The organism is Mycobacterium sp. SVM_VP21 (genome assembly GCA_024758765.1).
GTDB classification, from domain to species: Bacteria; Actinomycetota; Actinomycetes; order Mycobacteriales; family Mycobacteriaceae; genus Mycobacterium; species Mycobacterium heraklionense_C.
The window spans coordinates 4,509,632-4,523,566 of sequence record CP101406.1 but is presented as its reverse complement, the minus strand read 5'-3'; the positions used below and the strand labels follow the sequence as shown (position 1 = coordinate 4,523,566).

Here is a 13,935-nt window from a genome sequence, read left to right as displayed (position 1 = left end):
CAAGTAAAGCTGAGCGCCTCCAACTTCTCCATGGTGTTTTCTTAATTCGCCGTGACGGTTTGGCCCTCCGCAACTGGCCAGGATCATCAGACACGCTGGCCATACCGGACTCCCGGACGGACTGGCAAACACAATTGGCTACCACGGTAGTTCAAACAGGAAAGGCTGGGTCTGTGTTTCTAGAACACGTTCCGCGCGGAAGTTATCGTTCGCTACGATTCACCGAACGGCTTGGCGCTAAATCGATTCTGGAGATCTATCGGTTAGCTGGATCGATGAGCTGATCCACGGCTCCTTGTAGCGGCGCTCCCGGACGGGCCGCCTCGTCGGGGTGCAGCAGAGACTGGCCGACATCTGATCGCACGGGCAAAGGATTTGAGGGGATTCCCATCGCGGTTCGCGGATGAACGTCGTAGTCAGAGAGGTCCAGAACCCGACACCCGACATCTGGGCAGCAGCCGACAATCGTGGACTCGCAGTCAGCGGCGACGCAGTGGGCACCAACAAACGCATCGCATGTCGGGGTTGCCTGGCACAATGAGTCCATGACCACCCGCGAGCGGCTGCACCTGCTTGTCGACGCTATGGACGACGAGCAGGCCGAGCGTGCACTACTCGCAGTCGAGCCGATTGCGCAGTCCCATCCTGTCGGCGCTGACGCCGGTCGCCGACCGCTGCCTGGGTTCGTCGGGAGCTTCGACAGTGGACGCCACAACCTCTCCCAGCGGGTGGACGAGCTGCTTGCCGACGGCTTTGGCCGCTGACCGGCCGTCGTGATTCTGGTAGACACCAACGTCATCGTGGCGCTGGCGGATCGCTCCGACACAGCACATAAACTCTGCCGTCGCTGGTTGGAGCAGCAGACTGACCAGTTGGCCCTTCCGATCACCGTTCTTGCCGAGGCGTGCTACCTCATCGACCGGTTCGGCGGTCCGATCGCCGAGGCACAGTTCCTCGATTCGGTCGGCAGCGAGCCCACATGCCAATTCCGCCCGGTGGACCTTACTGACGCCGACCTGCGGCGGATGTCCGAGCTCGTCCGCCAATACGCCGATCGACGACTGGGCGGCACCGACGCCTCGCTGGTAGCCGTCGCCGAACGCCTGGGTATTACCACGATTGCCACTGTGAACCGCAGGGACTTCGACAATGTCCGGCCTCGCCATGTGCCGGCGTTCACCATCGTCCCCACCTGATCCGCCGTCCCCACCTGATCCGCGGGATATCCGTCCCCGCCGCTCAACCGAGCTGGTCATGGCCAGCAGCGATCTCGGTAACGCGTATGGCATGTGGGCTAGTCCCCCCGGACACGGTTACAGCTCAAATCGACGCGTCGGACGCGGGATCAACCACTTCGGCTACCTCAGGCACCCGGTAGTGGATCGCATCGATCTTTCGCTACGGCTTGGCCACCCGCAGGGTCCTCGATGCTAACCGGTACCTGCGCGAACCGCGAGAGCACTCGGGTGACTTCGAGTTCCCCGGTGTAACGGATGCTCACACCGTCGCTTAGCGGCTCGATGGTGGAGTAACCGTCCTCGATTTCGGTGTATCGCCCGGGGAAGAACAAGGCTTCCTTGCCCACCACGATCTCCTGACCAGCCAGTGAAATTGTGATGGCCCTAATTACGATAAATTCGTACATACGGGCGGCGTAGCGTGCGATCTGAGGCGGATTGCCTTCGTGATAGACAGTGAACGGCCCTGACTTCGACACCGAGACAGCTTGGCCTGACACAAGTTTCGCAGCGAAAATGATGTCCAGCGCCTCGTCTTGGGATATTTCCGCAGGCATCTTGAGCAACACCGAAACGTGATCTTGAAGCTGGGCGAGTGCTTCGCAAATCTGTGCCCAGCGTCCGGAGTTCTCGGCTCGGTCGGTGGGAATAGTGGCAACGACGCCGTAGTCCCTGGGGCCGTAGGTAGGCGCAAACGCAAGGCGGTTCGGAGATTGCCACGCGGACAAGACTTTCAAGCTGTCAATGAGCTGGCCGGGCCTGCGCCCCTCGAGGTTGTACTCGACGTCGAGTTTCATGGTTCCGTCGAGGCGACCTGCCTGCACCAGCATCTCCAGGGTGAAAAGGGCGGCCTGGTCGGCGAATACGCTGCGGACGCCAGCCTGGCCGGCGGACTGCTCGATTCGCCTGATCGTTGTGCTCGCGATGACCGTGTCAGAATCTGGTTCGACGATTGCAACGATCAGTTCGGCAGTGTCTGCGTGTCCACCCTCGGGCGCTGCAACCACCTGAAGGCTGGCCCCCCGAAACTCCCCACCAAGGCCGCCAGGAAGATCAAGCGAGCCACTGACGGTACCCGGCGGCATTGTCAGCGGCGCTCCGTAGTCGATGAACTTCTGAAATTGCTCTCGCAGTTCGTCGTCGTCCTCTGGAACAGAGAACTGGAGCTGACCACCGACAGGACGCTCTCGCAGAGATTCGAGCGACAGCGCGAAGATCTTGATCGCGATCCACACCGAGTCGTGTCGTATCGCGTGCACGGCGACGAGGCCAGGCTCTCCCGATGAGCGGTTTTGCGCCGGAGGACTGTCCGAGACGCCGAACTCGTACCGGTAGAAGGGGTCGTGGTCGTTGAGCGCGTTGTAGATCGATGCAAGGTCAGCCATAACGTCCGTGGCCACGAGGGGCTCATTCCGTTGGCGATCAACGCGGCGAGCGATGATCGCGGTCAGGTTGTCCACGGCCGCCTGAAGGCGTTCCTTGCCGTCGCGCATGTAGTAGTCGACGACCTTGGGGTATTGAGCAGCTTTGGTATCGCAGTACAAAAGACCGTGAGTTTCACAGGGAAACTCGGCAGCGGCGGTGAGTTCTTTAAGCCAATTGGCGAGGTTGTGGTCGGTGAGATCAAGTGGCATGACGAGATGCCACTCGGTGATCTCCCAACCCTCTTTATTGCTGGCCGCGACCACGTTTTCAAACGACCTGGTGATCTTGCGTTTCTGGCTGCTGGTCAAGTTGGAGTGGAACTTCTTGACCTGGTAGACAGCGCGTTGCTTGGCGAAGCCTTCGGGGCCCGGAACGAAGATGTCGACGCCACCATCGCCTTGACTGGGTCGGACGCGAACCGCGTTGGGGAAGTCGCGGCAGATGAACATGCCGACGACGGCTTCGATGTCGTCGCCTTCCTGGCGTGTCCACTCGACGCGCGCCATGTCTATCACCTTCCCCGGAGCGACCGCATTCGGTCGAGGGTCCTACGCCCCAGCCCGACTCAACCACGTGGTTGCGGCGCGTCCGAGCTGACACGCCATCGGTAATCATTTCGCCGGGCCTGAAGCGGTCGGTGTGGCAAAGGTAGGTCGACCTATGGGGCCGCTCACGGTCGTTGTCGTGGGTGGGCCTGTCGTGGGTGGCCTTATGCGGTTAAGGCGTTACCCATGACCGGTCAGATCCGTAACGTTGTTGCGGTGCGTGAACGGTGCGTGTTCTGTGGCGGCACCCCGGACTCCCCAGAACATGTCTTACCCAACTGGTTCCTCAGGCTTTGGGACGACACCGGTCCATTCACGATGCGAATCAACAACGAACCACTTCGGACGCGCGCAGGCCGCCTATCGACCAGCTTGAAGATGTGGCGAGTCATACTCCCGTGCTGCCGAAGGTGCAATGGCGACCTCGACAGACGTTTCGAGAAGACCGCGAAAGGCCCCCTCCGTCAACTGTTGCGTGATATGCGGCCGATCGAAGATCAGGACGCGGTGTCTAGCACTGCTCGTTGGTTGATCAAGACGCTCGCATTGACCTCCCATCCCAGTGCAAATCACACGGCCTTTTCAGCGCGCGCCGAGAGGGACCGTAACAGACCGTGGAATAACTATCCACGCGCAGTTCTCGATTCGCTTAAGGCGGGTGTTATCCCGACAGATACGTCACTCTGGTTGGCTGTCACCGAACCCTATAAGCCAGGACTTCCCGATCCACCTTTCGAAAACGTACTCCTACGTCGTACAACCCGAGCCGATGGTTTGGGCGGATGCGGACGGACAAGGACCATGGGGTTCGGTCTCGCAGACGGGCGCGTAGCGTGGTTCCAGCTCGTCTACCATCCGCTCCACGATTTGGAACATCCCTTCGAACACCACAAACTTGTAACCCGGCTGTGGCCGAAACCCCCGGCACGCTTAGACATCGGTGAGCAATCGGTACTCGATCACAAAACTCGACTTGCGGAGGTATTTATCGACGGTGGGTTCTGTCACGGATTAACACTGGGCGAACGATCGAACGGCAACGGAATACCATGGCATGAATGGTGATTGGCGTCGCGCAAGAAGCCAGACCGACGATCCACTTGCATGGACGTCGGATCCACCGTCTATCTGACAGTCCCTCATCCAGCATCGCTTCGATCGAATACGCGGAGCCATTCTCAACCAACCAAATAGCGCGCAGCGAAATCGAAGATTTCGGGTGCCCAGGCAGTGTATGAAGGCTGTTCTTCAGGCACATCAGGATCCCAGTTTCTGACCAACGCTCGAGTACCGATCCTCCCCTGAAAAAGTGATTCGAACTCCATGACGGCCCCGCAGTGCAAACCCAGATCAGGATAGAGAATTTCGTAAAGCTGCCGGTTCGCGCTGGACAGAGCAGGCCCGACTTCATCGAGCAGATCAACAATGTCGGGGTCGTGCAGCATCTCCTGGAACTCTCTCGTTACTGCTGCCTTGAGCCTATTCGATTGAAGCGCGACTCCCCGGTCGATTCTCAACCTGAATCGGGATTCCACACGGTCCTTCACCAAGAGGACGCGCGCTGTTAACGCCACGACTTCCATGGTGTGGTGCGTCATCAGATTCCTCAGCGTGTACAAGAGGCGGTACCCGCGATTCGTCTCGTAAAGATTTCCGAACACGCCTTTGATGGCCGCATGGACTTGCTGACAGTCCGAATGTAGCTCGCTGGCCAGTTGGTAGATCTGTTCTTGGTGATACGTCAGAGCAGACGCAAGCGATAAGACAGCTGCACGCAGACTGCCCGCCCAGCGTTGGGCGCCCACTGGGCCCGTCTGCGGCGCGAATCGGCGGTCTAAAAAACCTCGGTTCGCAGCCGCAATTCTGGCGCGGAGGTCGCTTGCAGACAGAAGAAAGTACGTGAAGACGCCGCCAACAGCGATGTTGTTGATCACCCGGTAGGCCTGCCGATACCGGGAGTAGTCCTCGACCGACAGGATCGTCAGCTGCTCCATCGACACCGCGTTTGGGTCTCCCGAATCCGGTTCAATGAGAAGAACTCCCCGCGGATCGATGGGCAGGTCAACGCCGCTCGTCACGGGATTCTCCTAATCACATAGCAAGACAAGACGACGGTAGTCGACGATCCGCTGGCTGGGTCGAAGACGTTCGACATGCTCGTTCAGTGGGCGACCGCTCGCCTGAGGGTGAGAGTGACGGAGCAACTCCGCACCGCGATGTGGGGATCGCCTATACGCATCGTTCGCGGAGGCTTGCCGGGCGCCGGAAGTTCGCGCTACCGTCACGCCGCCCGTCATCAGTTGCTCCCATCTTCGGCACTTTGCGTCAAGGCTTGGTTTTTTCGGCGCCGGTGGGCAGGAAGCCGTCGAACTCGTGGTCCGAATTCTGCTCGGACGTAATCGATAACAGTATGTCCACCAAGGTATTTCGGCAGACTGGCGGTGCCGCCGTATCCGGCGATGTGCACTCGATGATTCGCGCTGCAGCAGAGCGGCGGCCTGGCGGGGGAACAAGGTGCTCGTTGTAGATGGTCATGCGGAGAGCCTGTTCGCGCACACTCCGCCGCTACCGCCGAAGCCAGCACCGATGCCCGCCCATGGCGGAGGCATCCGCGGCGGCACCGAGCCGTCCTTCGCCGCATTAACCGTCGTGGGCGCGGCGTTGCCTGTTCCATTCTGCTGGCACGGCCTGACGCCCGACAAGCACCGACTTTGGGTCCGCATAGGTCCCCCGCCCGGTAGTTGGAATTGGCAGTTGGCACCGGCCGAGTCGGGCTAGTCTCCGCAGGATGTGCTCGATTGACTGGGGGCTCGTCATCAATGCGCTCGCGGCATTCGGATCGATTGGTGCCGCGGTCGCTGCCTTATACATCGCGACGAAAGACCGTCGCGAACGAAAGCGAGAACGAGCGGCCAGCGCCGAAGCACAAGCCAAGCTTGTCATCCTGAACATCACTTCCAGCACCGGACGTGTCGGATTGGATGCACCGGAGTATGGTCAAGTCCACGGGCGTGGTGTACGACGTCGTCGTGTGATTCTTCGAGTTGGTGGTTCAGGCGGTCAGTGCCGCGGGGGTGTCCTCCTGTTCTGTCGGGGTGTCTCCGACAACTGACATCAAAAAAACACCACACCCCCAACACGGGGCGCCGAAGGCATGGCAAAAACAACAACAAACAAAAACCACCAAACACACTATTGAGTTCTCAAACAACACGCCCGACTGAGCGCGCAGCCTACCCGCGGTGTTTAACCGCTTGCAGGCAGTGCGGACAGTCAGAATCCGTCGCGATTCTCTCGAATCTCTCCGGGGCGTCTTCGGGGCTTCCGTTTCCGGCGCTCCCTGCGACGTGGATAAAGTTACGCGAGGGGAATCTAAGAGTCAAATCCGCTGGTCAGGACGATTTTTCAAGATCAACCTGTGCTGACGAGCGCGTCGCTAGACCCTCACTGGACCCTCTCGATACCAGCCACATTGCGCTTTCCGCGGCGCAGCACCAACCACCGCCCATGCAAGAAATTGTCGGGCTGCGGTGTCCATTCCTCGCTGTCGACGCGGACATTGTTCACCGAGACGCCGCCCTCGCCGATAGTGCGCCGGGCCGCGCCCCGACTTGCCGACAGGCCGGTGGCGACCAAAAGGTCGACAATGGTGTCTGCGGTTCCGGGCGCCAGCTGCGCGACCGAGGTCTCCTGCAACGCCGCCGTCAGGGTGGATTCGTCCAATCGAGTCAGTTCACCCCGACCGAACAGCGCCTGGCTGGCTAACTCCACCGCCTCGGTCGCCGCCTCCCCGTGCACCAGGGTGGTGAACTCCCGCGCCAATGCGCGTTGGGCGGCGCGTTCGTGCGGGCGCTCCGCGGTCGCTTCCTCCAGCGCGGCCAGCTCCTCGGCCGACAGGAAGGTGAACCAACGCAGGTAGCGGATCACGTCAGCGTCGGCGGTGTTGAAAAAGTACTGGTACCAGGCGTACGGGCTGGTCATCTCGGGATCCAGCCACAGGCTGCCGCCGCCGGTGGACTTGCCGAACTTGGTGCCGTCGGCGGCGGTGACCAATGGCACGGTCAACGCGTGCACGATCGCGCCCAGTTTCTGTCGCACCAGCCGAACCCCGGCGATGATGTTGCCCCACTGATCCGAGCCGCCGATCTGCAGCGAACAGCCGTACCGCTGATGCAGCTGCACGTAGTCGTTGGCCTGCAGGAGCATGTAGCTGAACTCGGTGTAGGAAATGCCCTCATCGAGGCGGCGCCGAATGGTGTCACGGTCGAGCATCACGTTGACCGAGAAGTGTTTGCCCACGTCGCGCAGGAATTCCACTGCCGACAACGGCGCGGTCCAGTCCAGGTTGTTCACCACCACGGCGCCGGTCGGGCCGTCGTCGAAGTCGACGAAGCGCTCCAGCTGCCCACGGATCCGCTCGGACCACTCGGCCACGGTATCGGCGGTGTTCAGGGTGCGTTCGCCGCTGTCGCGAGGGTCGCCGATGAGACCGGTGGCACCGCCGGCCAGCACGATGGGCCGGTGTCCGGCCCGCTGGAATCGGCGCAACGCCAGCAGCGGCACCAGGTTTCCGGCGTGCAGGCTGGGCGCGGTCGGGTCGAATCCGGCGTAGACCGTGATCGGCCCGTCCGTCACGTCGGTGGTCAGGGCGTCCAGGTCAGTCGACTGGGCGATCAGCCCGCGCCAGGTCAGCTCGTCGAGAATCGTCGTCGGCATGGGTTGATTTTCCCGGATCAGTCCGAGGCGCCCGGCGCCGGTGCCCGCGGGCTGCGTCGGTAGGCCGAAACCTCGGGCATCCCGGGCGCCCACAGCCGCCACGGTCGGTCGGCGGCCTGGCTGACGCCGACCCGCGGACCGGCCTGCGCCGGCAGCGTCCCGCCGAGCCTCAGGTGCACCGGACTGCCAGGGTCGAACAAGTCGGTTCCGTTGTCTTCCATGGTGATTCCCAATGCGGAGCAGAGATTGCCCGGGCCGCGGGCCAACGCCATCCCCGGCACAGCGTCACCGCGGCGGGCCCGGACCAGCAACTCCCCCGCGTCGATCACGGCCGCCCGCAGCAGCACCGCGGCGGCCGTACCGTCCGGGCCGCAGACCACGTTGGCGCAGATGTGCATGCCGTAGCTGCGGTAGGTGTACAGATGCCCGGGCGGGCCGAACATCACGGCGTTGCGTGCGGTGGGGCCCCGGTAGGAATGCGCCGCCGGGTCCGGCCAGGGGCCGTTCGGCACCCCGCCGTAGGCCTCCACTTCGACGATCGTCGCGTCAACGCCGCGGCAGGTGAGAGTGGCGCCGAGCAACCGCTGGGCAGCCGCAAGCGGATCCACGGCAAGCCGGGCAGCACTCACGCTGGGAGATTCTGCCCTGAGGCCTCAACACCCTTGACAGGGCGTCGCGCCGAGCAGATTATTCATCACATGATGATTTCATCGCGTGATGAATTCTCCGCGTCGGGTCCGGCGGTCGCGATCGATCACCTGCGGGTGGTGCGCGGTAAGCGGCCGGTGTTGCACGACCTGTCGGTGCAGATCGCCCCGGGCACCATCACGGGCCTGCTCGGGCCGTCTGGCTGCGGAAAGACCACCCTGATGCGCTGCATCGTGGGCACGCAGCTCATCACCGACGGCCGAGTCGAGGTGCTGGGCCACCCGGCCGGCTCCCCCGTGCTTCGCCATCGGGTCGGCTACATGCCCCAGCAGGCCACCATCTACGACGACCTGCGGGTGATCGACAACGTGCGGTACTTCGCCGCACTCGCCGGGGTCGACAGCCGCGATGCGGACGACGCGATCGAGGCGGTGGACCTGCCCAAGCACCGCGGCGACTACTGCGCCAACCTGTCCGGTGGGCAACGCGCCCGGGTCTCGTTGGCCTGCGCCCTGGTCGGTCGGCCGGACCTGCTGGTGCTCGACGAGCCGACGATCGGCCTGGACCCGGTGCTGCGCGCCGAACTCTGGCAGCAGTTCTCGGCGCTGGCCCGGCGCGGCACCACGTTGCTGGTGTCCAGTCATGTGATGGACGAGGCCGACCACTGCGGCGATCTGCTGCTGATGCGCGAGGGCTGGCTGCTGGCGCGCACCACCCCGAGACGACTGCGAGAGGAGACCGGATGTCGATCGATGGAGGAAGCGTTCCTGTCCATCATCCGGCGCACCACCGCGCCCCGAGCCGGGTGACCGGATTCCCGCAGTTGCGGCCCTTCGCGGCAACCACGTTGCGGATCCTGCGTCAGCTCGCCGGTGACCACCGCAGTGTCGCGATGATCTTGGCGGTGCCCAGCCTGGTCATCACGCTGATGTATTTCATGTTCGCGGGCGCCGCACATCCGCCGGGTACCCCGTCGCCGTTCACCGCCGCGTGCTTGATCCTGCTGGGCCTGTTCCCGCTGTTCCTGATGTTCGTCATCACCGCGATCACCATGCAGCGCGAACGCGCGTCGGGAACCCTTGAGCGCATCCTGACCACCCCGTTGCGCCGGGTCGACCTGCTCGCCGCCTACGGCACGGCGTTCTCGATCGCGGCGGCCGCCCAGGCCAGCCTGGCGTGTGTCGTCGCATTCTGGCTGCTGGATTTCCACACCGTCGGCAGCCCGGCGTGGGTGTTTGGGATCGCGATCATCAACGCGGTGCTCGGTGTCGGCCTGGGGCTGCTGTGCAGCGCGTTCGCCCGCACCGAATTTCAGGCCGTGCAGTTCATTCCGCTGGTGATGGTGCCGCAACTGTTGTTGGCCGGGATCATCGTGCCGCGCGCAGCGATGCCCGAATGGCTGCAATGGGTCAGCAACGCGATGCCGGCCAGCTATGCACTCGAAGCGCTGCAGCAGGTGGGTACCCACCCGCAACTGACCGGTGTCGCGGTGCGCGACATCGTCATCGTGCTGGCGTTCGCGGTCGCTGCGCTGGGACTGGCAGCGGTCACACTTCGGCGACGGACGCCGTGATGGCCGCCGTGGCGCACACCCGTAAACCGGGACGCCCGTCGGGCGCCTCCGACAACCGGGACAAGATCCTGGCTGCGGCCCGAGAGCTGTTCGCCCGCAACGGTTTCGCGAACACCTCCATCCGTGCGGTGGCGGCGCAGGCCGGCGTCGACGCGGCGCTGGTGCATCACTACCACGGCACCAAGCAGCAGCTGTTCGCCGCTGCGGTCGAGCTGCCGATTGACCCGATGACGGTGCTGGGCCCGCTGCGCGAGACACCGGTCGAGCAACTCGGACGCACGCTGCCCGAACTGCTGCTACCGCTGTGGGATTCCCACGCCGGGACGGGTCTGATCGCGGCGATGCGGTCCATGCTCACCGGAACCGAAGTGCCACTGGCACGCTCCTTCTTCCGGGACATCGTGATTGCCGAACTCGCCCCGCGGATCGACGAGCCAGCCGGCTCTGGAGTGCTGCGCGCCGAGTTCGCCGCAAGCCAGTTGATGGGTGTCGTGGTTGCCCGCTACATCGTCGGCCTGGAGCCGATCGCCTCACTACCGGCGCAGGACGTCGTAGCGATGATCGCCCCGACCGTGCAGCGTTATCTCACCGGGGATCTGCCGGGCCCGCTTGGGCAATGAGCAGCGCATGCTCGTCGTCGCTGACGGATTCGGCCTCGTCGATCAGCAACACCGGAATGTCGTCGTCAATGCGGTAGGCCCGACGCAGGCGCGGGTTGTACAGCGCGCCAACACCGGACCGCTGCACCAACAGCAGCGGACCGCGGTCGGCCGGGCAGACCAGGATGTCCAACAGGTCTTGAGCGATCATGGGCGACCACCGGCCAGTTCGGCCCGCACCGCGGCCGTCAGCCGTTTGAACTGCCGGGTAGTGGCATCGAAGTACCAGGCGTTGCGTCCGGCCTTGGGCAGCCCGGCCTCACGCAGCGCACCCACCACCGGGCGGTACACCGTGCTCAGCGACAGATTCGGCACCAGGTGGATGACGTCGGGGCCGACGCCGGACGGAAGCGCGGCCACCGCCTCGCTGAGGTCGGCGGCGGTGACCGAGGCGCCCGGCTGCACCGTCACCGCCGACACCACCAGGTCCGCGCCCTCGGTCGGCACCCGATAGGTAACGGCCAGATCGACGCCGGTGACGGCACCGAGAGCATCGGTGATGACCACCGGGAACGCGATGCCCCGGTCGGTGCGGATGCTGGATGCGCGCCCGCCGACCAGCCAGTAGTCACCGTCGGCGTCGCGCCGGAACAGGAACTCCGTGGAGATCCAGGTGTCGGCCGGGGCGAACACGCCCCGCTTGACCGAGGCGGACGGATCGATCGGTCCGCGGGGCTTGGCCAGCAGCACACCGACTTCGTCGTTCTCGGCGATCTTCACGAAACCCCGCTCGTCTTCCAGGATTAGGTCGTGATCGCAGTCGTAGGCGGCCAGTTCTACATCCACCGCGCCGGGCAGCGGGCGCCCCTTGCTGCCGACCTTGGCGCCGGAGACGTTGGCCAGCACGGCCTGACCGTCCTTGGTCGCGAAGAACTCCACGACGTGGGCCGGGGCGAACACCTCGGTGACCCGGTTCCACAGGCCGGTGGGCATGCCGGAGCCGATGAACAGCCGGACCGGGTGGTTGCCCTGCAAGACGAAGTTCGGGTCGTCGATGACCTCGCCGAGCATCGCCCAGGTGTAGGACACCACGCTGACGCCGTACTGGCGCACCTCGGCGACGAATCGGTCCGGGTTCAGGCCGCGCGACAGTGCGATGCGGGCCCCGCCGACCACGGCACCGCCGAGGCTGACCAGCAGCCCGGACTCGTGGTGCAGCGGCGTGAGGCAGTAGACGGTGTCGTTGGGGCCCAGGGCCGCGGTCGACGCGGTGCCGAACGCCGAGAGCGCCCAGCGGAAGTTGGTGATCTGCTTGGCTACCAGCTCGCCGGCCGCGTTGCCGAAGGCCACGAACGCCAGGTCGCGGGCGAATCCCGGGTTCGGCCGGTACCAGCCGGGCAGTTCGACGGCGTCCGGGTCGATCTGTTCCATGTCGACGACGTCGATGTCGGTGGGCAGGTCCAGGTCGCGGGCTTCACCGCCGCCGAGCACCAGCACCTGGCAGTCCAGTTCGCGGGCGGCCGCGCCGGCCAGCTCAAGGGTTTCCGGGTCGACGATGATGTCGGAGATGCCGCCCAGGCGAGCCGCGGGCAGCAGGTCCCCGTCGGTCGGCATCAGCACGGCCACCGCCCCCAGCCGGGACAGCGCCGCGATCGCGACCAGGGCGCTGGGCCGGGTGGCCATCAGCACGCCGACGTGGACGCCTTGGCGCACCCCGACGTCGATCAGGCCGCGGACGACGTTGTCGATGCGCCTGTTGACCGCCTCGTAGGTGTGCACCCGCCCGTCGAACAGCAGGAATTCGCCGTCGGGTGAGTCGGCGGCCTGCTCATCGATGATGCGGCCCAGCGAGATTCGGGTGTGATCGTTGATCTGGCCGAGTCGGGCCAGCCGGGGCAGCGTGCGCGCGGTCTCAACGGCCATGGTGCGCACCGATTTCTGCGCCGCCACCATGGCGTCCGCGGCGCCGCGCGCCAGCGTCAACGCGACCTCGGAGGCCTCACCCAGTCCGTGTGCGATCCGCGACGTCATCGCGACGCCGCGCTTGGCGCCTTCGGACGGCTGCGCGGACATCAACGCCACCCCCACCGGCTGCGGGCCCATCCCGGACTGCCACAGCACCCAGCGCGCCACAGTCGGCCAGGTCAGTTCGGCGGCCTTGGAACCCACCACCAAGCCGAAGTGGCCTGCCCGCAGCAGATATTCGAAGACCTTGGCGTCGGGAGCTGCGCGGCGGATCCCGCGGACGGCCGCCGGTTGTCCGATGTCATCGACCTCACCGACGAATGCCAGCACCGGGCAGGTGATGTCGGTGAGCGTGACCAGCTGCCCATTGATGGCGAAACCACCGGTCATCATCCGGTTGTGGGCGATGAACTGCTTAAGCAGCTCCGAGATCGCCGGACCCGACCAGGCGATCCAGCCCTCGGACTCCAGGAAACGGCGCTGCGCCTCGCGCGGCAGCAGGGCCTCGCGGTCGTGCAGCTGGCGCAGGAACTCCATCCGCGCCTTCGCCGTCTTGAGCGGGTCCATCATCTGGAAGCCCAGGCGCGCCTGCCATCCCGAGATGTCGAGCCGATTGAAGACATGGTCGGCCATGAAGCCGGCGACACCGGACGCCAGATTGGGCGGCAGCCCCATCGGCAGCGCGGCCAGGGTGTCCACCGGCGACCCGAACGCGATGATGCTGGCGATGTTCTTCGAATGCCGGTATGCCCCGGTCTGATAGGCGAACATGCCGCCCTGGGAGTAGCCGGCCAGGTGCACGTCACGCCCGGTGGTCTCGGCGACGGTGTCGATGGCCTGGCTCAGGCCGACGATGTGGTCGGCCAGATTGCGGCGCATGCCGCCTTCGATCTGGTCCGGTGAGCCGAAGTCGATCACCCACGGGTCCACCCCGGCGTCGTGCAGAATGCCGACCGCACCCTCGTCATGGGTGACGTCCCACATGTTTGCCGACATCATCATTGGGTGCACCAGCAGCACCGGCGGTCCGGGCTGTGGTTGCCCCGGTCGGCTGTCCGGCGGGAAATACCGCCGCAGTTTGTACATCGGGGTGCTCTCAACGATCTGGAACGGTGACGGCACGGTCCCGGTCTCCAGGCCGCCCCAGCGCAGCACCTCCAGGCCGTTCTGTGCGGTGGCCATCAGCCACTCGACCGGCCGGGTAATGGCCGACAAGTTCAGATCCA

12 protein-coding genes are annotated in these 13,935 nt (G+C 64.5%); 5 read left to right on the top strand and 7 right to left on the bottom strand.

Features of this window, described 5'->3' with window-relative positions; all coding sequences use genetic code 11:
• Positions 1 to 545: 545 nt before the first annotated feature.
• Positions 546 to 764, top strand: a complete 219-nt coding sequence (locus NM962_21165; GenBank protein ID UVO12342.1) for a hypothetical protein — start codon at positions 546 to 548, stop codon at positions 762 to 764.
• 36 nt (positions 765 to 800) lie between these two features.
• The gene (locus NM962_21160) at positions 801 to 1,196 is read left to right on the top strand and encodes a PIN domain-containing protein (protein ID UVO12341.1); all 396 of its coding nucleotides are present in this window, start codon (positions 801 to 803) and stop codon (positions 1,194 to 1,196) included.
• Between the two features lie 167 nt (positions 1,197 to 1,363).
• Here the strand turns inward: NM962_21160 and NM962_21155 are convergent, their stop codons facing one another.
• From NM962_21155 to NM962_21135, 5 genes are all read right to left on the bottom strand, one after another.
• A complete protein-coding gene (locus NM962_21155; GenBank protein ID UVO12340.1) occupies positions 1,364 to 3,169 on the bottom strand; it encodes a hypothetical protein in 1,806 nt (601 codons plus the stop codon).
• Between the two features lie 1,217 nt (positions 3,170 to 4,386).
• Positions 4,387 to 5,286, bottom strand: a complete 900-nt coding sequence (locus NM962_21150; GenBank protein ID UVO12339.1) for a hypothetical protein — start codon at positions 5,284 to 5,286, stop codon at positions 4,387 to 4,389.
• A 247-nt stretch (positions 5,287 to 5,533) separates the two neighbouring features.
• Positions 5,534 to 5,743: a hypothetical protein gene (locus NM962_21145; protein ID UVO12338.1), complete on the bottom strand. Its 210-nt coding sequence runs from the start codon at positions 5,741 to 5,743 to the stop codon at positions 5,534 to 5,536.
• A gap of 909 nt (positions 5,744 to 6,652) precedes the next feature.
• The gene (gene tyrS, locus NM962_21140; protein ID UVO12337.1) at positions 6,653 to 7,924 is read right to left on the bottom strand and encodes a tyrosine--tRNA ligase; all 1,272 of its coding nucleotides are present in this window, start codon (positions 7,922 to 7,924) and stop codon (positions 6,653 to 6,655) included.
• A 17-nt stretch (positions 7,925 to 7,941) separates the two neighbouring features.
• Entirely contained in the window at positions 7,942 to 8,553 is a 612-nt protein-coding gene (locus NM962_21135) for a DNA-3-methyladenine glycosylase (protein ID UVO12336.1), read from the bottom strand.
• 69 nt (positions 8,554 to 8,622) lie between these two features.
• Between NM962_21135 and NM962_21130 the strand changes: the two genes are divergently transcribed.
• The 3 genes from NM962_21130 to NM962_21120 are packed head-to-tail and all read left to right on the top strand — an operon-like array spanning position 8,623 to position 10,765.
• Positions 8,623 to 9,381 carry an ABC transporter ATP-binding protein gene (locus tag NM962_21130; protein ID UVO12335.1) on the top strand — a complete coding sequence of 253 codons (759 nt, stop codon included), beginning with the start codon at positions 8,623 to 8,625 and terminating at the stop codon, positions 9,379 to 9,381.
• The gene (locus NM962_21125; GenBank protein UVO12334.1) at positions 9,315 to 10,145 is read left to right on the top strand and encodes an ABC transporter permease; all 831 of its coding nucleotides are present in this window, start codon (positions 9,315 to 9,317) and stop codon (positions 10,143 to 10,145) included. The genes NM962_21130 and NM962_21125 overlap by 67 nt, the downstream gene beginning before the upstream one ends.
• Positions 10,145 to 10,765, top strand: a complete 621-nt coding sequence (locus NM962_21120; protein UVO12333.1) for a TetR family transcriptional regulator — start codon at positions 10,145 to 10,147, stop codon at positions 10,763 to 10,765. Before NM962_21125 ends, NM962_21120 begins: the two co-directional genes overlap by 1 nt.
• On the opposite strand, the gene NM962_21115 is transcribed toward NM962_21120, so the two are convergent.
• Complete coding sequence (locus tag NM962_21115) at positions 10,731 to 10,955, bottom strand: Trm112 family protein (GenBank protein ID UVO12332.1); 225 nt, start codon at positions 10,953 to 10,955, stop codon at positions 10,731 to 10,733. The two genes, NM962_21120 and NM962_21115, sit on opposite strands and share 35 nt — an antisense overlap.
• Positions 10,952 to 13,891 carry an acyl-CoA synthetase gene (locus NM962_21110; protein UVO14874.1) on the bottom strand — a complete coding sequence of 980 codons (2,940 nt, stop codon included), beginning with the start codon at positions 13,889 to 13,891 and terminating at the stop codon, positions 10,952 to 10,954. The genes NM962_21115 and NM962_21110 overlap by 4 nt, the downstream gene beginning before the upstream one ends.
• Positions 13,892 to 13,935: the final 44 nt, after the last annotated feature.

Excerpts from the sequence above, each read along its gene's own strand:
- NM962_21165 (UVO12342.1), top strand. The coding sequence starts at position 546 with ATGACCACCCGCGAGCGGCTGCACCTGCTTGTCGACGCTATGGACGAC.
- NM962_21155 (UVO12340.1), bottom strand. The coding sequence starts at position 3,169 with ATGGCGCGCGTCGAGTGGACACGCCAGGAAGGCGACGACATCGAAGCC.
- NM962_21145 (UVO12338.1), bottom strand. The coding sequence starts at position 5,743 with ATGACCATCTACAACGAGCACCTTGTTCCCCCGCCAGGCCGCCGCTCT.
- tyrS (UVO12337.1), bottom strand. The coding sequence starts at position 7,924 with ATGCCGACGACGATTCTCGACGAGCTGACCTGGCGCGGGCTGATCGCC.
- NM962_21130 (UVO12335.1), top strand. The coding sequence starts at position 8,623 with ATGATGATTTCATCGCGTGATGAATTCTCCGCGTCGGGTCCGGCGGTC.
- NM962_21125 (UVO12334.1), top strand. The coding sequence starts at position 9,315 with ATGTCGATCGATGGAGGAAGCGTTCCTGTCCATCATCCGGCGCACCAC.
- NM962_21120 (UVO12333.1), top strand. The coding sequence starts at position 10,145 with ATGGCCGCCGTGGCGCACACCCGTAAACCGGGACGCCCGTCGGGCGCC.
- NM962_21115 (UVO12332.1), bottom strand. The coding sequence starts at position 10,955 with ATGATCGCTCAAGACCTGTTGGACATCCTGGTCTGCCCGGCCGACCGC.
- NM962_21110 (UVO14874.1), bottom strand. The coding sequence starts at position 13,891 with ATGGCCACCGCACAGAACGGCCTGGAGGTGCTGCGCTGGGGCGGCCTG.